The following is a 21210-nucleotide window of genomic DNA, read 5'->3' as shown; positions in this document are numbered from 1 at the left end:
CATGGAAAATGCCAAGCAATCATTTCAGGACGTACTGGAGTTCGTGCGTATGTTCCGCCGCAAAAACAAACTGCAGCGTGAAATTGTCGACAACGAGAAGAAAATTCGCGACAACCAGAAGCGCGTACTGCTGCTCGACAACCTGAGCGAATATATCAAACCCGGCATGAGCGTTGAGGCTATTCAGGAAATCATCGCCAGCATGCGTGTGGATTATGAAGATCGCGTGGATGAGTACATCATCAAAAACGCCGACCTGTCTAAAGAGCGTCGCGAGCTGTCGAAAAAGATCAAAGCGATGGGCGTGGGCGAACACCCGAAAGCGTAAGGGCAGACAGCAGCGCGCAAGCGCCAGACGTCCTATGCCAACCCGCATCCACTCCGGTGGGGCGGGTTTTTTATTGCCTGCGTCAGCGCAGGGTTATTTTCCCGCCAGCCTGCGGGCGATCACCTGTAACTGCTGTGACAGCGCCACTAAATTGATCCGCTCATCAGCAGGCGGGGCGGTGGTCTCCCGGATCACCAGGGTGGTTTCCAGCGCGTTGTCTGACGCCTCTGCTCCCTGAAGCCGGGCCAGCATCCGCTCGACGCTCTGCGCGCCAAGAGCGTGCAAATCCTGCCGCACCGTGGTCAGCGGCGGCTGATACCACGCACTCTCGGCGGTGTCATCATATCCAATCACCGATATCTCGCCAGGAATGGCTACGCCATACTGATGCAGCGCCCGCATCGCACCCAACGCCATCTGATCGTTCGCCACCAGCAGCGCCTGCGGCAGATCGTCGGGAAGCTGCGCCAGCAGCGCCTGGTAACCCGACTGCGCGCTCCAGTCGCCGCGTAAAGAACAGTGCGGTGTCAGCTGATGATCGGCCAGCGTCTTACGCCATGCATTTTCACGCTGACGGGCCGAGACCGAGCGAAGCGGCCCGTTTAACAAACCAATCTGACGATGACCCAGCGCCACCAGATGTTCAACGGCGGCACGTGCACCAGACTCATTCGGATACTGACACTGCGCTACCGCCGCCTGGGGTTCGACATCCAGAAACAGCACCGGTTTGCTGCCGCAGAGCAACTGGATCTGTTGCGCCTCATCTGCCTCCAGTGGCAGGTTGATCAGCAGTCCATCGACCCGCTGTGCCAGCAGTTCATTCACCGTTGCTGCCGCATCGTTACCACTGTCCATGGCGATCACCAGATGATAACCCGCCCCGGCGGCGCGCTGCTGGATCGCCGAGGCGATCTGCGCAGGAGCCATCAGGGCCAGGTCGCTGGTGGCCAGACCTAGCGTGCGCGTCGCCTTACCGGCCAGCTGCTGCGCCACACGATTGGGCACATAATTGAGCTGCAGCATCGCCGCCTCAACCCTTTCCCGCGTGCGGGCTGACACCTGTTCAGAACGGTTTAAAACACGTGAAACGGTTTGATATGAGACGCCGGCAAGTTGAGCGACATCATCGAGGGTCACGGAGCGGGAAGTCATTGAACTCTCCAAAAGATGAAGCGACGAGTGTAGCAAATTTTCCTGCCGCACTGCTGCTGCACACCACACTTTCACGACCACAAAAACCGGGTCCGTTGCGGCACCCGGTCACGGTATCTGGCAGGGCCATTAACGCTGCTGCAGATAGACCTGAAGGTTCACATCCACCGCGTTAAGCAGTGGCGTGGCGAGACTATGGCGTTTCGCCCGCAGCAGCAGGTCACCTATCACCTGATCGGCTTCGATATCAAAGCCCTGGGTTAAATCGCGGTACATTGAGGAGGTCATCGGGGTGGCCGGATCGCTTAACAGCTCAAGAATGCGGGCAGTGGCCGCCGGACGCGTCTGATAGCCTTCGGCAGTAATGACTGACAGAATCTCCGAGAAAATACCCTGTAACAGCGCTTCGCCGCCGCGCGAGGTGAGTATCTGTTGGGTATTTCCGCGCGCCAGGCAGCAAACCGCGCCGAGTGTGCTCAGCAGCAGCCACTTCTCCCACAGCTCATCCATGATGTTATCGCTGAATCGGGTATCGACCTGACAGTCACGCAGCGCCGCATCAACCCGCTGCAGTCGCGCATCGTTGTTACCGTCCAGCGCGCCATAATAGAGCTGATGCAGCGGCGTCATCTGGATAACTTCGCCATTGTCACCCAGCGTCGCGTTGATTTTGCACAGGCCGCCAATCACCTTATCTTCGCCGAAACGCTGTTGCAGCGTCGCGATGTGCCGCAATCCGTTCAGAATCGGCATGATCAGCGTTTCCGGACCTACTGCAGGTGCAATATCCTCCATCACCTGATCAAGGGCAAAGCTCTTCACCGTCACGATAATCAGATCATAGTGGCCCGTCAGGCTGCTCGCCTGAGCCAGCTGCGGCTGTAGCGTTTCAGTGCCCTGTGGCGTCTGCAACACCAGACCGCTGGCCTGAAGCTGCTGATAACGCCGTTCACGGACCAGAAAAGTCACGTCCTGGCCCGCCTGAGCCAGCCGTGCACCAAAATATCCACCGGTCGCGCCGGCGCCTGCCATCAGAATGCGCATCCCACTCTCTCTCTGCTGAAAACCTCTACCTTAGAACGCCGTGACCGGGCTTACCAGTCTTAGCCTCGGTCAGAGCGCATCGGGGAGCATGAAATGAGAGGCCGGGAAAGCGCGGGCAGGGAGGGGACGATGCAGAGAAATCAGATTTTCCCTGCCCGGTCAGCAGGGCGAAACAGAGGGGTGTGTTACAGCCGGGTGAGGCCCAGCGCGGCAGCCTGCAGTTCCCACGCCAGCACGCCCTGATAATCGTCTCGCTGCACCGGGCTAAACCCGCCGATCAGGTTATCGTCGCAGACGGTGCGCCAGGTGGGATCGTTCACCAGCTGATGCAGCGCCGAGCGGAGTCTCTCCAGCCGGTCCACTGACGTCGGGGCTGCCGTAATCAACGGCAATCCGGGTGCGGCTGGCGTTTCACCGATGATATGCAGGCCGCGCAGCGCATCCGGCTCATAGCGCGCCAGCAGCGCCCAGCTGACGCAGTCGATAGCCGCGATATCCGCCTGTGAATCGCGCAGCGCCGCCAGCGACTGACGATGCCCGCCGCTCAGCAGCAGCTGCGAAAATCTCACGCCCTGAAGCGCAGCCACAAACCGCAGCGCGTTATAGCCGGAGTGAGAGTCCAGGCTGTTAGCTACGGCCCGCTGGCCGTTAAAATCGGCCAGCGTCGCCTGTTTGTCCCGCGCCACCAGCCAGCTGCGATAGTCACGGCCGGTGCAGCCTGGGGCCTGATAGTGAAAGGTGCCGACCAGCTGAACCGCAGGAAGCTGGCTGACCAGCGGATAGCCGCAGGTCTGGCTCAGCAGCAATCGGTTATCCTGCCAGTGTGTCAGCAGATCCTCAGGCCAGACCGGCTGCGTAGCGATGCCGTGCTGCGTCAGCAGGGCAACCACAGCCTGCATCAGTGCCCGTGTGGCGGGCGGGTGAATCGCATACATCGGCAAGGCGAGCAGGTTATTCATGCGTTTTCTCCGCTGATCGTCCCGGATGGACATTGACCCCGACCGGTCTGACCCAGAACTGACGCAGCCAGACCCGATAGCCCGCCACGCGAAAGCCGTGATTGCGGTGGTAGTAATGCTCGCGATCGCGCAGATAGAGGCGACGCAGGCCATACCAGGGGACGCCGGGGAGGTCGTGATGCACTGAATGGTAGTTCAGATTCAGGAATAGCATGCGCCACGGCCACGCCGCTTCATTATTCACTGACCGTGCCAGCGGATCGTCCGCCGCACGATGCTCATAGAAAGATCGCACTTTGGTCAGCGCCAGCGCCGGATAACTCACCGCCAGCAGATACCACAGCGGTGAAAATCCCTGCCGCGCCATCCAGAAAAACAGCAGTGCCAGCAGCGTCCCGTGCAGCAGCCACATCGCTATCGCGGGCCGATCGCCGCGGCGCAGTGCCTGCCACATCCCGCCGAAGGTTGCCGCTACATCCAGCAGCGGGCCGAGCAGCAACCGTCCCAAAAAAGTGTTACGCAGATGAATCAGCTGCTGCTGCCAGCGCGGTAACTTCGCCCAGCGAGCAGCGGAGAGGTAGTAGGTTTCCGGATCCTCATCCGGCTCAGTCAGGGTGTGATTGCGATGATGGGCCAGATGAGAATCGCGATAGAGTCCGTAGGGATACCAGACCGCCAGCGGCAGGGTGCCAAATAGCTGATTCACCCGCGGCCAGCGTGTGGGATGCCCGTGAATCAGCTCATGCTGCAGCGACATATACCAGCCAGTAAAGACGATCAGCAGCAGGGTGGCGGGCAGCCGTCCCAGCATCTGCGCGTTCAGCATCACCGCAAACCAGCCGCCATAGATCACACCGATTAGCAGCCAGGTCGGCAGTTCGCTGCGCCAGAGCCAGCTGCGTGCGCGCGCTTTAAGCCAGGCGCGCTGCTGTAGAGAGAGATAACCGGTGTGCATGATTCACCTGACAGCGGAAGCGGGAATCTGAACAGTGAAAGAAAGGGCGGGCAAAGGCAAAGTGGATAATCTGCTTAGCTATGTCGAAATTCCTGAATATGGCGCTGAAAGATATTGACTATCAGTGGCGGCTCCGGGGGCGTAACCTTTCTCTATCAGAAATCGCCTTGCATCCACGGGCGTTTACCGCCTGTCAGGAGAAATACAGATGAAAAATATTGGCTTCTTATCCTTTGGTCACTGGACGCCTTCGTCTCAGTCCGCCACCCGCACCGCGCAGGATGTGTTACTGCAATCGATCGACTTAGCGGTCGCCGCCGAAGAGCTGGGCGCAGATGGCGCTTACTTCCGCGTCCACCATTTTGCCCGCCAGCTCAGCTCGCCGTTTCCGCTGCTGGCTGCCGTTGCAGCGCGCACCAAAACGATTGAGATCGGCACCGGTGTCATCGACATGCGCTACGAAAACCCACTCTACATGGTGGAAGACGCCAGCGCGGCAGACCTGATCTCCAATGGTCGTCTGCAACTGGGTCTGAGCCGCGGTTCACCTGAGCAGGTAATCGATGGCTGGCGTTACTTCGGCTTTGAACCGAAAGCGGGAGAAAGTGATGCGGATATGGGCCGTCGTCACACCGAAGAGTTTCTGGAGGCGCTGCGCGGCGAAGGTTTTGCTAAGCCAAATCCACAGCCCATGTTCCCGAATCCGCCTGGCCTGCTGCGTCCTGAGCCGCTCTCTGAAGGTCTGCGCGACCGCATCTGGTGGGGATCCGGCTCCAACGCCACCGCAGAATGGGCGGCAAAAATGGGCATGAACCTGCAAAGTTCAACCCTGAAAGATGATGAAACCGGCGAGCCGTTCCACATTCAGCAGGCTAAACAGATCCGCGCCTACCGTGAGGCCTGGAAAGCAGCGGGGCATCAGCATGCGCCACGCGTCTCGGTCAGTCGCAGCATCTTTGCGCTGGTGAATGATATGGACCGCGCGTACTTTGGCCGCAGCGGTAACGACCAGGATTCCGTGGGCTTTCTCGATGAGAAAACCCGCGCTATCTTTGGCCGCAGCTATGCCGCAGAGCCAGAGGCGTTAATTAAGCAGCTTGCGCAGGATGAGGCGATTGCCGAAGCCGACACCCTGCTGCTCACCGTGCCAAACCAGCTTGGTGTCGCCTACAACGCCCATGTGATTGAGGCGATCCTGAAGTATGTCGCCCCGGAACTCGGCTGGCGTTAAGTGACAGAGCGCCCTGAAGAGCAGGGCGCTGTGAGATCCACCGCAGGCGCAGATGACAAAGCGCCTGCGGTGATTCTGCTGTAAACGCGCGTCATCACTCCCCGCTTTTTCTGCTTTATCCTCTCTGAACTTCTCTCTGACGAGCCATTCCAGGCCCTGACAGAGCCTTTTCGACACTCTGTTTCCAGTGTACGGAATATGCAGATTTTGTGACTTATGATTTATTTCGTCACTTGTTGCTGAATGGGATGTTTCCTCTGCTCAGGGTGGGTCTGAACCCTTCATCAACGCATTTCCCTGGTTTAACGTGTTTTCATATCCTGTATGAACGGACAATGCCTTTACGCAATTTGTGACTATTGACAGTATTGGTCACATGATAAGAGAATGGCGGCACTCTCCTGCTTACTGTTGAAGGTAATCTATGCTCAGGTTCAATCCTGCCATTCTGGTTGTTTGTCTGCTGCCACTGGCGCTGGCGGGTTGCCGGGATAATTCACCCAAAGACGATCCGCGCACGCAGCCGCCGCTGGTCAGGGTCACAAAGGTCATCAGCGCCACCGATGGCAGCCGTGCGTTTAGTGGCGTCGTGGTTGCCCGGGTTCAGAGCGACCTCGGCTTTCGGGTCTCAGGAAAAATCCTCGAACGGCTGGTGGATAGCGGCCAGCGGGTGAAGCGCGGTCAGCCGCTGATGCGGCTCGACCCGGCAGATCTCCGGCTGCAGGCCCAGGCTCAGCAGCAGGCCGTTGCCGCCGCGCAGGCACGCGTCAGACAGGCCAGCGCCGATCAGGCGCGTTACCGCACTCTGGTGGCAACCGGGGCAGTTTCTGCGTCGGCATACGACCAGATTCGGGCCGCTGCGGCCACCGCTCAGGCTGAGCTGAAAGCCGCCCAGGCGCAGGCCAGCGTGGCAGGTAACGCCAGCGGATATGCGCTACTCCTGGCTGATGACGATGGCGTGGTGATGGCAACGCTGGCGGAGCCGGGTCAGGTTGTGAGTGCCGGTGAGGCCGTCATCAGACTGGCCAGAGCCGGACAGCGCGAGGCAAGTGTTCAGTTGCCAGAGACCCTGCGCCCGGCAGTGGGAAGTGAGGCAAAGGCAACGCTGTATGGTGCGGACAGTGCGCCGGTTTCCGCCCGGCTGCGTCAACTGGCTGATGTGGCCGATCCGATGACGCGCACCTTTGAGGCGAGATATGTGCTGGAGGGCGCACTGGCCAGCGCACCGCTGGGAGCCACCGTCACAATCACGCTGCCGAATAAACCGTCGCAACCGCTGCTGCAGGTTCCGCTGGCGGCGATCTACGATGCCGGTAAAGGGCCAGGCGTCTGGGATATTACCGGCCAGCCCGCTACCGTTGCCTGGCGGCCGGTGACGGTGGTGTCGATAAGTGACGAGGCGGCCACCGTCACGGGTCAGCTTAATGCTGGCGATCAGATAGTGGCGCTGGGCGCGCATCTGTTGCAGCAGGGGGAGCGCGTGCGCCCCGATGACGCTGCCGTTGCCGGGAGCCAGCCATGAGCCAGGGACGCTTTAATCTGTCAGCGCTGGCCGTGCGCGAGCGCGCTATTACGCTGTTTCTGATCATCCTGATTACCGTGGCGGGCGTCTTGTCCTTTTTCGAACTGGGACGGGCAGAAGATCCGCCGTTCACCGTAAAACAGATGACGATTATCTCCGCCTGGCCAGGTGCGACGGCTCAGGAGATGCAGGATCAGGTGGCCGAGCCGCTGGAAAAGCGTCTGCAGGAGCTGAGGTGGTATGACCGTAGCGAGACGTACACGCGCCCCGGTCTGGCTTTCACTATGTTATCCCTGCAGGACAAAACGCCGCCTTCCCAGGTTCAGGAGGAGTTTTACCAGGCGCGTAAGAAGCTGGGTGATGAGAGCAGAAATCTGCCTGCCGGGGTCATCGGGCCGATGATCAACGACGAGTTCTCCGACGTGACCTTTGCACTGCTGGCGCTGAAGGCAAAAGGGGAGCCGCAGCGCCTGCTGGTTCGTGAAGCGGAATCACTGCGTCAGCGACTGCTGCATCTGCCTGGCGTGAAAAAGGTCAATATCATCGGTGAGCAGAGTGAACGCATCTATGTGTCATTTTCACACGATAGACTGGCGACACTCGGCATCACCCCGCAGGCAATTTTTGCTGCGCTGAACGATCAGAATGTCCTGACGCCAGCGGGATCGATTGATACGCAGGGGCCGCAGGTCTTTATCCGCCTGGATGGCGCGTTCGATAAACTGGAAAAAATCCGTGAGACGCCGATTGTGGCGCAGGGGAGAAGCCTGAAGCTGGCGGACGTGGCTACGGTGACCCGGGGTTACGAAGATCCCGCCACCTTTATGGTGCGCAATCAGGGCGAACCAGCGCTGCTGCTGGGTATCGTAATGCGTGAAGGCTGGAACGGTCTGGAACTCGGCAAGGCACTGGCGGCTGAAACCGCCCGCATTAATCAGGCGATGCCGCTGGGGCTCTCACTGACTCAGGTCACCGATCAGTCCGTCAATATCCGCTCGGCGGTTGATGAATTTATGGTTAAGTTCGTCGTGGCGTTGCTGGTGGTGATGGTGGTCTGCTTTGTCAGCATGGGCTGGCGCGTTGGGGTAGTGGTCGCGGCTGCGGTGCCGCTCACCCTGGCGGTGGTGTTTGTGGTGATGGAGGCTTCCGGCAAAAACTTTGACCGCATCACGCTCGGTTCGCTGATTCTGGCGCTGGGCCTGCTGGTGGACGACGCCATTATCGCCATTGAGATGATGGTAGTGAAAATGGAAGAGGGCTACGACCGCATTAAGGCTTCTGCCTATGCCTGGAGTCATACGGCGGCACCAATGCTGGCAGGCACCCTGGTTACGGCCGTCGGGTTTATGCCCAATGGGTTTGCGCAGTCCACGGCGGGCGAGTACACCAGCAATATGTTCTGGATAGTCGGCATCGCGTTGATCGCCTCCTGGATCGTCGCGGTGGTGTTCACCCCTTATCTTGGCGTAAAGCTGCTGCCAGCCATCAAAACGGTAGAAGGCGGCCACGCAGCGATCTACAACACCCGCCACTACAACCGCTTTCGCCGCCTGCTGACCCGCGTGATTGCCCGTAAAGGCTGGGTGGCAGGCGTGGTGATTGCCCTGTTTATCGCCGCTGTGCTCGGTATGGCGCTGGTGAAAAAACAGTTTTTCCCGACCTCAGACCGGCCTGAAGTGCTGGTTGAAGTTCAGCTCCCCTACGGCAGCGCCATAGAACAGACCCGCGCAGCGGCTGAAAAGGTTGAGACCTGGCTTAAACAGCAGCAGCAGGCAAAAATCGTCACCACCTATATTGGTCAGGGGCCACCGCGTTTTTATCTGGCGATGGCACCGGAACTGCCCGATCCGGCCTTTGCTAAGCTGGTGGTACTGACCGACAGTCAGGACGCGCGTGAGGCACTGAAAACGCAGCTGCGCGCCGCCATTGCCAGCGGTCTGGTGCCTGAAGCGCAGGTTCGTGTGACGCAGCTGGTGTTTGGCCCATACTCCCCTTATCCGGTGGCGTGGCGGGTGATGGGGCCTGATCCGGCCCATCTGCGCGCGATTGCCGATCGGGTGGAAGCGGTCCTGCGGGCCAGCCCGATGATGAGGACGGTGAACACCGACTGGGGCGCCCCCGTGCCGACGCTGCATTTCTCACTGGATCAGAACCGGCTGCAGGCAGTGGGGCTGACATCCAGTGACGTCGCCCGGCAATTACAGTTTCTGCTGTCGGGCGTGCCTGTCACTACCGTGCGGGAAGATATCCGCGCGGTCCAGGTGGTTGGGCGTGCGGCCGGAGAAGCCCGCCTCGATCCGGCTAAAATCGCCGACTTCACGCTGGTGGGCGCCGCGGGTCAGCGTATCCCCTTATCGCAGATTGGTGATGTGCAGGTGAAAATGGAAGATCCCGTGCTGCGGCGGCGCGACCGCACGCCGACCATCACCGTTCGGGGTGATATCGCCGATTCCCTGGAGCCGCCTGACGTCTCGACGGCGCTGAACAAAGCCTTGCAACCGATCATCGCGACGCTGCCCGCGGGCTACCGCATTGAACTGGCCGGTTCAATAGAGGAGTCCGGTAAAGCGACCCAGGCGATGGCCCCGCTGTTCCCGATCATGATTGCGATCACTCTGCTGATCATCATTCTGCAGGTGCGTTCTCTGTCGGCGATGATCATGGTCTTTCTGACTGCGCCTCTCGGGCTGATTGGCGTCGTGCCGACGCTGCTGCTGTTCAGTCAGCCTTTTGGTATTAATGCACTGGTCGGGCTGATTGCCCTGTCGGGCATCCTGATGCGTAACACGCTGATTCTGATAGGGCAGATCCACCACAATGAACAGGAGGGTCTGGCACCCTTTGATGCAGTGGTCGAAGCGACAGTGCAGCGTGCCCGTCCGGTGCTGCTGACGGCAATGGCGGCGATTCTGGCGTTTATTCCACTGACCCACTCGGTGTTCTGGGGAACGCTGGCCTATACCCTGATTGGTGGCACGCTGGGCGGCACCCTGATCACGCTGGTTTTCCTGCCCGCAATGTACGCCATCTGGTTCCGCATCCGCCTGCCGGGCAGCAAAACGGCAGTTGTGAAACCGGCGCTGTCGGAATAGTCTCAGGGTGACGGTTGCCGCTTCGCTGCTCTCTGCAGCCTGGCAGCAACCGTCAATTCATTGTTTTAAGCTTTTGAAGAAGGTGTATAAAAAGGTAAAAGCTATCAAACAGATAGGGTGAGACAGGTGTGCGATCCTGAAAATCCTCTATAGAGTAGCGATGAAAATACAAAAAAGAGGTGTGACCATGAGCAATTCCATTGATGAAGATGCAAAAGATGCAAAGCCTATTGTCGAAGCCGATCGCGAAGCGCCCGAAGGCAAATGTCCTTTTCATGCCGGTAAGCCTTCTCAGGAAAATCAGGCGCCGGGCGGCGGAACAACCAACCGCGACTGGTGGCCTAATCAACTTCGGGTTGACCTGCTGAACCAGCACTCATCCCGTTCGAATCCGCTTGATGAATCCTTCGATTACCGTAAAGAATTTGCCAAATTAGATTACTCAGCGCTGAAAGCTGACATCAAAGGGTTGCTCACCGAGTCACAAGCCTGGTGGCCCGCTGACTGGGGCAGCTATATCGGCCTGTTTATTCGTATGGCCTGGCACAGCGCCGGAACCTATCGCTCCGTGGACGGACGCGGTGGTTCAGGTCGTGGTCAGCAACGCTTCGCACCCCTAAACTCCTGGCCAGACAACGTTAGTCTGGATAAAGCGCGCCGCTTACTGTGGCCGGTTAAACAGAAATATGGTCAGAAGATCTCCTGGGCCGACCTCTACATTCTGGCGGGCAACGTCGCGCTGGAAAACTCCGGATTCCGTACCTTTGGCTTTGGTGCCGGACGTGAAGATGTCTGGGAACCGGATATGGATGTGAACTGGGGCGAAGAAGCCGCCTGGCTGGAACACCGTCACCCGGAATCCCTGGCGCAGTCGCCACTGGGCGCTACCGAAATGGGTCTGATCTACGTGAACCCGGAAGGGCCGGAACACAGCGGCGATCCTGCCTCTGCGGCCCCGGCTATTCGCGCCACTTTCGGCAACATGGGCATGAACGACGAAGAGATCGTGGCATTGATTGCCGGTGGACATACGCTGGGTAAAACCCACGGTGCCGCACCGGCCAGCCACGTCGGTGTCGATCCGGAAACTGCACCGATTGAGGCGCAGGGCCTGGGCTGGGTCAACAGCCATGGCACGGGCGTTGGCGCAGATGCGATTACCTCTGGTCTGGAAGTAATCTGGTCTCAGACGCCAACCCAGTGGAGTAACTACTTCTTCGAGAACCTGTTCAAATATGAGTGGGTTCAGACGCGCAGCCCGGCGGGTGCCATCCAGTTCGTGGCAGCTGATGCCCCGGACATTATCCCGGATGCGTTTGACGCCGCGAAGAAACACAAGCCGACCATGCTGGTCACCGACCTGACGCTGCGTTTTGACCCGGAATTTGAAAAGATTTCGCGTCGTTTCCACAACGATCCGCAGGCGTTCAACGAAGCCTTTGCCCGTGCCTGGTTTAAACTGACTCACCGTGATATGGGGCCAAAAGCGCGCTACATCGGACCTGAAGTCCCGCAGGAAGATCTGATCTGGCAGGATCCGCTGCCTGCACCGGTTTATCATCCAACCGTGGCGGATATCGCGCAGTTGAAAGAGAAGATCGCTGCAACCGGCCTCAGCGTCAGCGAGCTGGTTTCGGTTGCCTGGGCCTCGGCATCAACCTTCCGTGGCGGCGACAAACGTGGTGGTGCCAACGGTGCCCGCCTGGCGTTGCTGCCGCAGCGTGAGTGGGACGTCAATGCCGTCGCAGCACGCGTGCTGCCAACGCTGGAAGCGGTGCAGCGTGAAGCGCACAAGGCTTCACTGGCAGATGTGATTGTGCTGGCGGGTGTGGTCGGCGTTGAGCAGGCGGCGAAAGCAGCTGGCGTTGAAATTGACGTGCCATTTACTCCGGGCCGTGTTGATGCGCGTCAGGATCAGACCGATATCGAGTCGTTCGATCTGCTGAAACCGCGTGCAGATGGTTTCCGTAACTACGGTACTGGCTTCGGCAAAACCACCACCGAAAATCTGCTGATCGATAAAGCGCAGCAGCTGACCCTGACCGTGCCGGAGTTAACGGTGCTGGTTGGCGGAATGCGTGCGCTGGGTGCTAACTTTGATGGCAGCCAGCACGGCATCTTCACGCACCACACAGGGACGCTGAACACAGACTTCTTCGTGAATCTGCTGGATATGCGCACCGAGTGGAAAGCCGCCGATTCGACCAATGAGAAATTCATTGGACGGGATCGCGTCACTGGCGAAACCCGTTTCACCGCCACGCGTGCCGATCTGGTGTTTGGCTCCAATGCGGTGTTACGCGCCTCGGCGGAAGTCTACGCCAGCAGCGACGCCCGTGAAAAATTCGTCAAAGACTTTGTTGCCGCCTGGACCAAAGTGATGAATCTGGATCGGTTTGAACTCTGATTGCTGTTGACGTTGTAAAACCTGAAACCCGCTGATATTAGCGGGTTTTTTTATGAGAGCAGGTGAGTGATTCGACCGCTTAACTATCCTTTTACAACCCAGGTACAACAGGTTAATGGCATCATTTAAATTTCGGTCACTGCCAGTAACGTGATTCTTCGGGCCACGTAGTCAAGTACGGCTTCCCGCTGCGATTCAGGCATATGACTTTCATTATAAGTATCGATAATAAGCTGATGATGACTCACCACCTCGGAAAGCCATTTTCGTGCCAGTGTCGGATTAATATCCATACCCTGGGCAAGCAGGATAAAGTCTGCACCCAGATATTCTCCGTACTCTGAATTCATCCCCGGTGCGTTTCCTGCATCATTTTCTTCACGTTCCAGCAGGGGCAAAGCTAAATACTCACCAAACGCTGCAGGGTAGGGCACAACGCTGATAAAGTCATAAACCGGGGCCAGCCAGGGTGAACCCTGCGGAGGCAGGATAATCCCGATATTACGCAGATGAAAATCATTGTTTCCCAGCACATAGGCATACACGATGCGCAAAAAGAGGTCACGTTTACTCTTTAAACTGCTGTTCACTCTGGTATTCAGGAATTTAGCGGCTTTCTCGTAACTGATGGCCTTATGATTATCAATCCTGCCATATTTATCGCCGAGACCCATCGCGCCATCCAGCTGTTCCTGATGTAATCTCGCGTTATCTGACGCTGTCCGGTCATACCTTTTAATGACAAACGCCAGTTCTTCTGGCCGATTTTCATCGTGTCTGAATGGCATCAGCCCGAACGGGGGGACGTCAAATTTCAGACGCTGCATAACGCACATAGTGGCATGCTCGTTTTCTGCCAGGTGTGGATATTCTTCCGGAGAGGGTTTCAGGATATAGGTGCCATCATTGCTGACAACCACCAGTTCTCCCTTTTCCAGGCGAAGCGACAGTTTGGGTTGATAGCCTGAAATGCTCATGCCTTTCTGACGTTCAGGGAGTTCCTGAATAAACTGACTACGCGTAAACGGCAGGCTAAGAGCCACATTCAGACTACCCAGCAGATGCCGGATGCCTTTTGTTGAGTAGCCGGTTTTTAGCTCAGATTCTTTAAGCCGTTTTAATGTGATCAGGCAGCGTTCTGAATTCATGATGTTATCTCTTTAAAGACGACTGCCCCAAGCAAATCGTTGCCATTTTCCATCAGTAAGCCGAACAGATCTTTATCATCAATTTTTTGAATTTCAGAATAGCGTTTTCGCAACCAGCCTTCCGGCGCTAAACCTTTAAAGAAGGGATGTAGCTCTTCACTTAAATAGGGCTCAGGTCTTACCGGCATGCTGAGAGATATCGCACAGCCGACATAAGTGGGCAGGTAGCAGAAAGTATAACCGCTTTGCCCTTCACTCAGCGTTCCTGCCAGCGTGTTGTAAAGCCATACCTCTATTTTTCGAGCCATACTTTTATACCCAGTTCTTTAAGCAAGGCGTGAAGATTTATTGCCTTTGCAGAAGATGGTTTAGCAATCAGTCGTTTAAATGTTGAGAGTGATACACCAATCTGAATCGCCATCTCTTCATAGGTGATGTTTTGTCGTTTGAGTTCATTGGCCAGTAGTTGTGGCAGTGTCGGAAACGTCAGAGCACTCAGCTCCGATCGGGTGTCCGGTTCGTCCGCTTCTGTTGTGGCTTCTCTACTCAAAGCGAACCCCGCCAATACCTTTTGCCGATCTGACTCAGAAAGGCTTAGCAGCGAAGATTTAATCTCATCAAGGTTCATTTTTGACCTTTTTTGCAATTTCAGTACGTTTTTGAAACGATATGGTCCGACTATAGTGCTAATAGGGTCATTTTTGAACCTATTAACGGCAGCATCTTCTCATCTTACCGCCAGAATGCGAAATATGCTGATGAAAGGTCATTTATGACACTTTAAGCCACTGTTAATATATTTGTTAAAGAGAGTAGGAGATGTAGGGTCAGAAATGAACCTTTAAGGCAGGGCGGAACCGAATGTCTAAGTATCAGGCAATAACGAAAAGAACCGGGAATTTGAAGAGGAAACAGACTGAGTAAGACGCAGAAATTTTATCAGAAGTATGAAAAGCAAAAAGCCCGCTTAGTTTCCTAAGCAGGCTTTTCTAATTTGGCTCCTCTGACTGGACTCGAACCAGTGACATACGGATTAACAGTCCGCCGTTCTACCGACTGAACTACAGAGGAATCGTTTGAACGGGGCGCATAGTAACGGCCACGCCGGGCCATGTCAAAGCTCTTTTTCATAAATTAGCGCGACTGCTGAAATAGTCGCCACTATGGCGTTTTAAGCACTGAAAGAGCGGCCTGTGCGGCTGACTCATCCGGCAAAACGGCACGTGTAAAACTGAGGTTTTTATGAGGTGTTATGGCGCTGTCTAGCCCTTGTCAGGCGGCCAGGCGCGTGATTTAACCGGATAGTTTTTTACGGGCGTCACAAAGCGTGGATTCTGGCTTTGTCAGCAATAAAAACGAAACGTAGATTCCATTTCAACCCTGAACTGAATCTCTGGAGTTGAAATGAACAAAGTCAGAATCGGCATGATTGGCAGCGGCTATATCGGACGCTGCCACGCGATTGCTTATGCGCAGGCTCCCACCGTATTTGCGCTGAAAGGCGAAATCGTGCGGGAGATGCTGGCTGAAGTGAACCCCGAGCTGGCCGCCCGTCAGGCGGCGACCTTTGGTTTCGCGCGCTCGACGGGGGACTGGCGCGCGCTGGTCAGCGACCCGGCGATTGATGTCGTGGATATCTGCGCCCCCAACTTCCTGCATAAAGAGATGGCGCTGGAGGCGATACGCCATGGCAAACACGTTTATTCAGAAAAGCCGCTGTCATTAAGCGTGGCGGATGCGCAGGAGATGGTGGCGGCAGCCGATGCGGCCGGAGTCAAAACGCTGGTGGGCTTCAACTATATGAAAAACCCTACCAGCCAGCTGGCGAAAGAGATCATTGCCAATGGTGAGATAGGCGACGTGGTGCATTTCTACGGCACCCATAACGAGGATTATCTCGCCAGACCGGAAACGCCGCTCGACTGGCACTGTCAGAAAGCGCTGGCAGGCCTCGGTGCGCTTGGCGATCTGGCGGCGCATATCGTTAATATGGCGCACTACCTGGTTGGTGACATTGCTGAGGTCAGCGGCGATATGATGACGGTGATCGCCTCACGGCCTGACCCGAAAGAGCCTTCGCGGCAGTTACCGGTAGAAAACGAAGATCAGGCCAGCGCGCTGCTACGCTTCCATAACGGTGCGCACGGCGTGATTGAAACCTCACGCATCGCCTGTGGCGCAAAGATGGGCCTGACCTATATCGTCACCGGCACCAAAGGCACACTGCGCTACACCCAGGAGCGCATGGCGGAGCTGGAACTCTATCTGCATGATGAACCGGCCGGGCGTCAGGGATTTAAAACTATCCTGACCGGACCAGCACACCCTGACTACGCAAATTTCTGTGTTTCTGCCGGACACGGCATCGGCTTTAACGATCAGAAAACGGTGGAGATTCGCGACCTGATCAACGGCATCGCAGCGGGCGATCGCATGTGGCCCGATTTTGCAGAGGGATTGCAGGTTCAGAAGGTGCTGGAAGCGATTGCTCACTCAGCAGTGCAACGCCGCTGGATTGAGGTATAGGGCAGAATCAGAGGGATAGAGGGGATTGCCGATGTGTTGATTAACCCAGGCGGGCAGGGCGGGAAACGTTGGCTTCCCGCCCACAGCCGATCAGATCAGACCGCTTTTTTCCCACCACAATTTATCCAGCGCATAAAAGCGATCGCGCTGACTCTCGGGCTGGCTGAGATCGCGTTTCCACGGTTTTGCCAGAATATAGTGCAGGTTCTTCACCTCATCATCGTGCCAGAGACCGCTATGCTGAAACGGCAGCGTTTTCAAGGCATTGTAGATGTAAGAGAGCGGCTTCCAGCGATCGGCAAACACTTCGTTCAGCAGATCCTGCTCGGAGAAGGGATAATTACTGAGATCATCGATGGCGGCAATACGCTTTTCCAGTGCGTCGAACATCGCATTATCGGGCTTCAGCACCAGAAAACCGCCGTTCAGGTAAAGATCCACACTCTCTGGCGCCTTTTCACCGCGCGCCTGCCAGGTATAGTGGCACTGCTCGGGCTGCCACTCTGCCGGATAAGAGGCAATCTGGTTGGGATTACAGCGGCAGGCGTGGCAGGCGGCGAGCGGGTTATCGCCCAGATCCAGGGTAAAAAGCTCATCCATGTTTTGAAGGACCAGCATATCGGCATCCAGAAACACGACGCGCTCATAATCGGTGAGCTGCCAGGCGCGCAGCTTGGTCCAGACTTCGCCGAACTGCGCCGATGCGTAGTGCTGATCCAGATCGTCGCGCGGATAGAGGGGCTCGACCGGTTTAATCACACAGCCCTCATCCTGCAAAATCTGACAGTCAGACGCTGAAATCGCCGGCGTGGTCATCACCACCAGCGGCCACTGGCTCTGGCTCTGTTGCAGCGAACGGTGCAGCGCTTTCACGCCCACCAGATAATCGGGTTGTGTTAACAGCGTTACCCAGGCAAACATAACTTTCCTCAATCAGTCAAAAAGTGGCGTGATGTAGTCGTTACCCAGTCGGCCCTGTGGGTCGAGCTGGCTGCGCAGGGCGCGGAAGGCGTCCCACTGCGGATAGATCTCACGCCAGTTGTAGCGTTCTTCATCGTAATATTTGCCCCAGTGCGGGCGTCCGCCCTCTTCGGCCAGCAGTTTTTCCACTTCCGTCAGGAAGTGCAGGCCTTCCTGTGACAGCGAACCATCGTCGGCGTAATAGACCACGAAGCCGAAAAAGCAGGTTGGCTGGTCAGCGGCCGGACTGAGCCAGGCCGATGATGCACCGGTGCAGCGCAGGATAATCGGGTAGTGCATATGCGGACGGTTCTCGGCATACCACTGCTTGATGCGGCGAATGATGGCCGGGGTTTTTGCCAGCGGCACGCCGATTTCCACATTGATCTGCGGCACCGCAATGCCGCGGCAGAAGAGCTGGTAAATGTCACCGGTAACATCGGTGAAATCGCGAAAACGGGTGACGGTGCGAAACTGTTTTCCCCCTTTGCCCTCAATCTGCGTATCGCGGTGCATATGCGCCAGCGTCTGGTCGATGGTGTCGTTGAGGCTTTCGTCAACATCGCCCTCATGTTCCACCACCTGACGACCCTGCGCTTCGTAGCGCTGACGCTCTTCGTCACTCGCCTCATGGGCGTTCCAGACGTGCATCAGGTTGTCATCGACAAACCACCAGGCTTTGCTCAGCGGATAGTCGTTGTTCCAGCGCAGCAGATCCTCTTCAAGGGTATCGGCAGAGACGGCATATTTGTGGCAGGTGAAGATGCTAAACGGCTGGGTACGCAGGGTTACCGCGGTAACAATGCCTAGTGCGCCCAGTGAGACCTGCGCTGCCGGGAAATCAGCTTCGCCACGAACAAATTCGCGCACGCTGCCATCGGCTAGCACCATTCTGATTGCCAGCGCTTCGTCGGCAATCGAACTCTGCTGCAATCCCTGGCCGTGCGTTCCGGTCGCCATCGCGCCCGCCAGCGTCTGAATCGCAATCACGCCTGGCGATGAAGCCAGCATGCGGTTCATTTCGGTCAGGCTGCGATAGACCTGCTCAAGCGGGGTCGCGCCACCAAAGGTCACGCTCTGTTCATCACTGGCAAGCTGGCCGCTCAGGGCGCTGAGATCGAGCAGCACATCGTCATCACTGACATGCAGCATACGACCAGGCGACAGCTTGCTGCCAATCACCCGAATCTGGCCGTGTGACTCCCGGATAAGTCTCTGTAATTCCGCTTCACTGGCGGGACGCTGAACCTGGTGACGGCTGCCGATTTGCGTGTTCTGCGCCCAGTTCCACAGCGCATCATCATCGGGTTCAACATGGGTCTGACGAAGCGGATAGAGGCGTGCATCTCTGCTCACAACAGCATTCCTTATTATTGCATTTTAGTGACAAGTATCAGTAAGCGTAGACTATGGCTAAGCGCAGCCCGGCCTGCGGGCAATTATTTGCGGATATAGCGTAACGTTGCGGTTACAGCCAGCTGACGATTGCGGCGGATACTCTCTGCTTCGCTATTGTCCGGGCTGAAAAGGGCGTTGAAGGTGTAGCGGTTTGAGACGTGATGAACGCAGATACTGCTGATCAGGCGATGGACATCGATGGTCTGCACATCGGCAGTGAACACGCCCTGTTGCTGACCGCGTGCCAGAATGTCATCCAGCAGATCCAGCGCGCTGCGATTAAGGGCTTTAATCTGCGGCGACTGGGTGATGTAGCGCCCGCGCAACAGGTTCTCACTGCAGACCAGCCGGATAAAATCGGGATGCTCGACATGGTAATCAAAACTGGCTTCCACCAGGCGGGTCATGGCCAGTTCCGGCTCCATCGCCGCCAGGTTCAGGCCGGTTTCATGCTGACGTATCTGCTGATAAACCTGCTCCAGCACGTGGATATAAAGCTGCTCTTTACTGCCAAAGTGATAGACCACCATGCGTTTAGTGGTTTGCGCATGCTCAGCAATCTGCTCCAGCCTGGCACCCTGCATACCAAACTCCGCGAAGGTTTTCAGTGCGCCTGCGATGATGCGTTTTTTCAGCCCTTCAGGGTCATTTTTACGTTTTGTTAGCTCTGACATGGTGCTCAATAAGGTGATTTTGACCGGGGAATGTTAGCACAGTGTTGAGAGGCTGCCCGCAATCGCGGGCGTGGCAGGTGCGGCAACCTGGTACAGCCCGGATGATTACAGGTATAATCCCGGACATTATTTCACGGGTTCAGAGACGACAATGACAAAACTCACCTTGCAAGAGCAGATGCTGAAAGCGGGATTAGTATCCAGCAAAAAAATGGACAAGGTTCAGCGGACAGCGAAGAAATCCAGGGTTCAGGCACGCGAAGCCAGAGCGGCGGTGGAAGATAACAAAAAAGCGCAGCTTGAGCGGGATAAGCAGCTGAACGAGCAGCAGAAGCTGGCTGTGCTGTCTAAAGAGTACAAAGCGCAGGTCAAACAGCTGATCGAAATGAACAAAATTGACGTGGCAAGAGGCAACATCAGCTTCAATTTCACCGACAATAACCTGATCAAAAAGATTATGGTGGATAAGCTGACGCAGACTCAGCTGATCAATGGGCGTCTCGCCATTGCCCGCCTGGCGGCTGACAATAATGGCGAGAGCCAGTACGCTATCATCCCGGCCAGCGTAGCGGATAAAATTGCGCAGCGTGATGCCAGTGCCATCGTATTAAACAGTGCATTAAGCGAAGAAGCACAGGACGAAGATGATCCTTATGCTGATTTCAAAGTGCCCGATGATTTGATGTGGTAACAGCGCGCTGACGCATTCAGAACGGGCTGTCGGCAGAGAGTTGCAGCGTGCTGCCGCTGACAGGATGAACAAACTTCAATCCGCTGGCGTGCAGCATCAGTCTCTCTGCCTGATCCGCGCCAGGCAGCAAAAGCCCGCCGTAGAGATCACAGCCCAGAATCGGGTGCCCCAGCTGCTGACAGTGAATGCGCAGCTGATGGGTGCGCCCGGTTTCCGGCATCAGTTCAACCCGCGTGACCGGCAATCCCTTTCCCTTTTTTTCCTGATAATAACCGCGTTCTATGACCCGGTAGCATGAGCGCGCAGGTTTCCCCTGGATCGGGCAAATCACCATCCGGGGAAACTGCGCCGGATCTTTCGCTATCGCGGCATCAATAACGCCTTCGTCATCGGCAAGGTGCCCGCACAGCAGCGCCTGATAAGTTTTACGCACGCTGCGCTGGCTGAATTGCTGGCAGAGTGCCGCGTTAATCGTTTTGCTGCGTGCGACGACCATCAGCCCGGAGGTGCCAAAATCGAGCCGATGAACCAGCGTGCAGCCAGGAAAAAGCTTCACCAGCCGATGATGCACCGAATCGAGGTTTTGCGGATTTTTGCCTGACAGGCTCAGCAAACCGCTGGGTTTATTGATCACCAGCAGATGGTCGTCCTGAAAGAGGAGGGTTATCTCATCAAAGCAGGGCGGGGCGATAAACGTATCGATAATGGCAGACATCGGGCAACCGGCAGGTAAGTGGCAACGGATCATAACCGATCGGCCGGTCACTGACGATGCCGCGCGCAGCCATTATTCTTCGCTGATCGTTTCCCCGCTTTGCGTGAAGAGTGACTGGCCAGCCTGCTGCGTTTCAAATTTGCCATGGGCAGCAAAAACGGAACAGACCGTCGCAGCCAGCAGCGTAAGGAGAATGGAAAGTTTCATGGTGACATCCCATCGTAAATTTAAAAGCAAGTCTGACAGGAAGGGCGGCAGAGACAAACAGAACAATCCGGAAAAAAACATTAAGAACATTTGTTCAGCAAGTTGCGCGATTTTTAGTGATAAATTCGGGCAGTTCTCTCTTTTACGACTACAGTCTCTGGTGAGGTTGTCATCAATTCGTATCTAATGGAGGATTTT

The 21210-nt window shown here is 56.6% G+C and carries 19 protein-coding genes and 1 tRNA gene; 8 read left to right on the top strand and 12 right to left on the bottom strand.

Annotation, left to right across the window (positions count from 1 at the left end):
* Window position 1 precedes the first annotated feature (1 nt).
* The gene (gene tmaR, locus AFL22_RS01830; RefSeq protein WP_004571340.1) at window positions 2-328 is read left to right on the top strand and encodes a PTS system regulator TmaR; all 327 of its coding nucleotides are present in this window, start codon (window positions 2-4) and stop codon (window positions 326-328) included.
* A 93-nt stretch (window positions 329-421) separates the two neighbouring features.
* Here tmaR and AFL22_RS01825 read toward each other — a convergent pair whose 3' ends face one another.
* The 4 genes from AFL22_RS01825 to AFL22_RS01810 all read right to left on the bottom strand — a co-directional run bounded on the left by AFL22_RS01825 (window position 422) and on the right by AFL22_RS01810 (window position 4441).
* Window positions 422-1483 carry a LacI family DNA-binding transcriptional regulator gene (locus AFL22_RS01825; RefSeq protein ID WP_052270659.1) on the bottom strand — a complete coding sequence of 354 codons (1062 nt, stop codon included), beginning with the start codon at window positions 1481-1483 and terminating at the stop codon, window positions 422-424.
* 129 nt (window positions 1484-1612) lie between these two features.
* Window positions 1613-2527 carry a ketopantoate reductase family protein gene (locus AFL22_RS01820; RefSeq protein WP_052270658.1) on the bottom strand — a complete coding sequence of 305 codons (915 nt, stop codon included), beginning with the start codon at window positions 2525-2527 and terminating at the stop codon, window positions 1613-1615.
* Window positions 2528-2712: 185 nt separating this feature from the next.
* Window positions 2713-3486, bottom strand: a complete 774-nt coding sequence (locus AFL22_RS01815) for a PhnD/SsuA/transferrin family substrate-binding protein (RefSeq protein WP_052270657.1) — start codon at window positions 3484-3486, stop codon at window positions 2713-2715.
* Window positions 3479-4441 (bottom strand): fatty acid desaturase, encoded by a 963-nt coding sequence (locus AFL22_RS01810; protein ID WP_052270656.1) that lies wholly within the window; start codon window positions 4439-4441, stop codon window positions 3479-3481. Before AFL22_RS01810 ends, AFL22_RS01815 begins: the two co-directional genes overlap by 8 nt.
* A 208-nt stretch (window positions 4442-4649) precedes the next feature.
* On the opposite strand from AFL22_RS01810, the gene AFL22_RS01805 reads away from it, so the two are divergent.
* The 4 genes from AFL22_RS01805 to katG all read left to right on the top strand — a co-directional run bounded on the left by AFL22_RS01805 (window position 4650) and on the right by katG (window position 12693).
* Window positions 4650-5672 carry an LLM class flavin-dependent oxidoreductase gene (locus AFL22_RS01805; RefSeq protein ID WP_052270655.1) on the top strand — a complete coding sequence of 341 codons (1023 nt, stop codon included), beginning with the start codon at window positions 4650-4652 and terminating at the stop codon, window positions 5670-5672.
* A gap of 424 nt (window positions 5673-6096) precedes the next feature.
* Window positions 6097-7194: an efflux RND transporter periplasmic adaptor subunit gene (locus AFL22_RS01800; protein ID WP_033758337.1), complete on the top strand. Its 1098-nt coding sequence runs from the start codon at window positions 6097-6099 to the stop codon at window positions 7192-7194.
* Window positions 7191-10286 (top strand): efflux RND transporter permease subunit, encoded by a 3096-nt coding sequence (locus AFL22_RS01795; RefSeq protein ID WP_052270654.1) that lies wholly within the window; start codon window positions 7191-7193, stop codon window positions 10284-10286. Before AFL22_RS01800 ends, AFL22_RS01795 begins: the two co-directional genes overlap by 4 nt.
* 187 nt (window positions 10287-10473) lie before the next feature.
* Window positions 10474-12693 carry a catalase/peroxidase HPI gene (gene katG, locus AFL22_RS01790; protein WP_033772171.1) on the top strand — a complete coding sequence of 740 codons (2220 nt, stop codon included), beginning with the start codon at window positions 10474-10476 and terminating at the stop codon, window positions 12691-12693.
* 125 nt (window positions 12694-12818) lie between these two features.
* On the opposite strand, the gene AFL22_RS01785 is transcribed toward katG, so the two are convergent.
* The 4 genes from AFL22_RS01785 to AFL22_RS01770 form a co-directional block, all read right to left on the bottom strand.
* Window positions 12819-13841 (bottom strand): HipA domain-containing protein, encoded by a 1023-nt coding sequence (locus AFL22_RS01785; protein WP_052270653.1) that lies wholly within the window; start codon window positions 13839-13841, stop codon window positions 12819-12821.
* Window positions 13838-14149 (bottom strand): HipA N-terminal domain-containing protein, encoded by a 312-nt coding sequence (locus AFL22_RS01780; protein WP_033758331.1) that lies wholly within the window; start codon window positions 14147-14149, stop codon window positions 13838-13840. The genes AFL22_RS01785 and AFL22_RS01780 overlap by 4 nt, the downstream gene beginning before the upstream one ends.
* The gene (locus AFL22_RS01775) at window positions 14134-14469 is read right to left on the bottom strand and encodes a helix-turn-helix transcriptional regulator (RefSeq protein ID WP_052270652.1); all 336 of its coding nucleotides are present in this window, start codon (window positions 14467-14469) and stop codon (window positions 14134-14136) included. The genes AFL22_RS01780 and AFL22_RS01775 overlap by 16 nt, the downstream gene beginning before the upstream one ends.
* A gap of 367 nt (window positions 14470-14836) precedes the next feature.
* Window positions 14837-14912 (bottom strand) — tRNA-Asn (locus AFL22_RS01770).
* Between the two features lie 333 nt (window positions 14913-15245).
* Here AFL22_RS01770 and AFL22_RS01765 point away from each other — a divergent pair.
* On the top strand, window positions 15246-16367 hold the full coding sequence (locus AFL22_RS01765) for a Gfo/Idh/MocA family oxidoreductase (protein WP_052270651.1): 1122 nt from the start codon (window positions 15246-15248) through the stop codon (window positions 16365-16367).
* Between the two features lie 90 nt (window positions 16368-16457).
* Here AFL22_RS01765 and AFL22_RS01760 read toward each other — a convergent pair whose 3' ends face one another.
* From AFL22_RS01760 to AFL22_RS01750, 3 genes are all read right to left on the bottom strand, one after another.
* Complete coding sequence (locus AFL22_RS01760; protein WP_033767728.1) at window positions 16458-17288, bottom strand: glycosyltransferase family 8 protein; 831 nt, start codon at window positions 17286-17288, stop codon at window positions 16458-16460.
* A gap of 12 nt (window positions 17289-17300) precedes the next feature.
* Window positions 17301-18683: a D-arabinono-1,4-lactone oxidase gene (locus AFL22_RS01755; RefSeq protein WP_052270650.1), complete on the bottom strand. Its 1383-nt coding sequence runs from the start codon at window positions 18681-18683 to the stop codon at window positions 17301-17303.
* 83 nt (window positions 18684-18766) lie between these two features.
* Entirely contained in the window at window positions 18767-19399 is a 633-nt protein-coding gene (locus AFL22_RS01750) for a TetR family transcriptional regulator (protein ID WP_010247970.1), read from the bottom strand.
* A gap of 151 nt (window positions 19400-19550) precedes the next feature.
* Between AFL22_RS01750 and AFL22_RS01745 the strand changes: the two genes are divergently transcribed.
* Window positions 19551-20090, top strand: a complete 540-nt coding sequence (locus AFL22_RS01745) for a DUF2058 domain-containing protein (RefSeq protein WP_010247968.1) — start codon at window positions 19551-19553, stop codon at window positions 20088-20090.
* A 16-nt stretch (window positions 20091-20106) separates the two neighbouring features.
* Here the strand turns inward: AFL22_RS01745 and AFL22_RS01740 are convergent, their stop codons facing one another.
* Window positions 20107-20805 carry an RluA family pseudouridine synthase gene (locus AFL22_RS01740; RefSeq protein ID WP_052270649.1) on the bottom strand — a complete coding sequence of 233 codons (699 nt, stop codon included), beginning with the start codon at window positions 20803-20805 and terminating at the stop codon, window positions 20107-20109.
* Between AFL22_RS01740 and AFL22_RS23900 the strand changes: the two genes are divergently transcribed.
* Window positions 20795-21199, top strand: coding sequence for a hypothetical protein (locus AFL22_RS23900; RefSeq protein ID WP_156311569.1), 405 nt, complete (start codon window positions 20795-20797; stop codon window positions 21197-21199). The two genes, AFL22_RS01740 and AFL22_RS23900, sit on opposite strands and share 11 nt — an antisense overlap.
* The last annotated feature ends 11 nt before the right edge of the window (window positions 21200-21210 follow it).

Source organism: Pantoea sp. CFSAN033090 (assembly GCF_001264395.1).
Lineage (GTDB): Bacteria > Pseudomonadota > Gammaproteobacteria > Enterobacterales > Enterobacteriaceae > Pantoea > Pantoea agglomerans.
The sequence above is the reverse complement of the archived record's forward strand: the minus strand, read 5'-3'. Positions and strand labels throughout refer to the sequence as shown.

What these genes read in the sequence shown, in the direction of transcription:
- AFL22_RS23900 (WP_156311569.1), top strand. Translation starts at nt 20,795, where the DNA reads ATGGCAGACATCGGGCAACCGGCAGGTAAGTGGCAACGGATCATAACC.
- AFL22_RS01740 (WP_052270649.1), bottom strand. Translation starts at nt 20,805, where the DNA reads ATGTCTGCCATTATCGATACGTTTATCGCCCCGCCCTGCTTTGATGAG.
- AFL22_RS01825 (WP_052270659.1), bottom strand. Translation starts at nt 1,483, where the DNA reads ATGACTTCCCGCTCCGTGACCCTCGATGATGTCGCTCAACTTGCCGGC.
- AFL22_RS01780 (WP_033758331.1), bottom strand. Translation starts at nt 14,149, where the DNA reads ATGGCTCGAAAAATAGAGGTATGGCTTTACAACACGCTGGCAGGAACG.
- AFL22_RS01820 (WP_052270658.1), bottom strand. Translation starts at nt 2,527, where the DNA reads ATGCGCATTCTGATGGCAGGCGCCGGCGCGACCGGTGGATATTTTGGT.
- tmaR (WP_004571340.1), top strand. Translation starts at nt 2, where the DNA reads ATGGAAAATGCCAAGCAATCATTTCAGGACGTACTGGAGTTCGTGCGT.
- AFL22_RS01785 (WP_052270653.1), bottom strand. Translation starts at nt 13,841, where the DNA reads ATGAATTCAGAACGCTGCCTGATCACATTAAAACGGCTTAAAGAATCT.
- AFL22_RS01775 (WP_052270652.1), bottom strand. Translation starts at nt 14,469, where the DNA reads ATGAACCTTGATGAGATTAAATCTTCGCTGCTAAGCCTTTCTGAGTCA.
- AFL22_RS01750 (WP_010247970.1), bottom strand. Translation starts at nt 19,399, where the DNA reads ATGTCAGAGCTAACAAAACGTAAAAATGACCCTGAAGGGCTGAAAAAA.
- AFL22_RS01795 (WP_052270654.1), top strand. Translation starts at nt 7,191, where the DNA reads ATGAGCCAGGGACGCTTTAATCTGTCAGCGCTGGCCGTGCGCGAGCGC.
- katG (WP_033772171.1), top strand. Translation starts at nt 10,474, where the DNA reads ATGAGCAATTCCATTGATGAAGATGCAAAAGATGCAAAGCCTATTGTC.
- AFL22_RS01800 (WP_033758337.1), top strand. Translation starts at nt 6,097, where the DNA reads ATGCTCAGGTTCAATCCTGCCATTCTGGTTGTTTGTCTGCTGCCACTG.
- AFL22_RS01805 (WP_052270655.1), top strand. Translation starts at nt 4,650, where the DNA reads ATGAAAAATATTGGCTTCTTATCCTTTGGTCACTGGACGCCTTCGTCT.
- AFL22_RS01815 (WP_052270657.1), bottom strand. Translation starts at nt 3,486, where the DNA reads ATGAATAACCTGCTCGCCTTGCCGATGTATGCGATTCACCCGCCCGCC.
- AFL22_RS01810 (WP_052270656.1), bottom strand. Translation starts at nt 4,441, where the DNA reads ATGCACACCGGTTATCTCTCTCTACAGCAGCGCGCCTGGCTTAAAGCG.
- AFL22_RS01745 (WP_010247968.1), top strand. Translation starts at nt 19,551, where the DNA reads ATGACAAAACTCACCTTGCAAGAGCAGATGCTGAAAGCGGGATTAGTA.
- AFL22_RS01760 (WP_033767728.1), bottom strand. Translation starts at nt 17,288, where the DNA reads ATGTTTGCCTGGGTAACGCTGTTAACACAACCCGATTATCTGGTGGGC.
- AFL22_RS01765 (WP_052270651.1), top strand. Translation starts at nt 15,246, where the DNA reads ATGAACAAAGTCAGAATCGGCATGATTGGCAGCGGCTATATCGGACGC.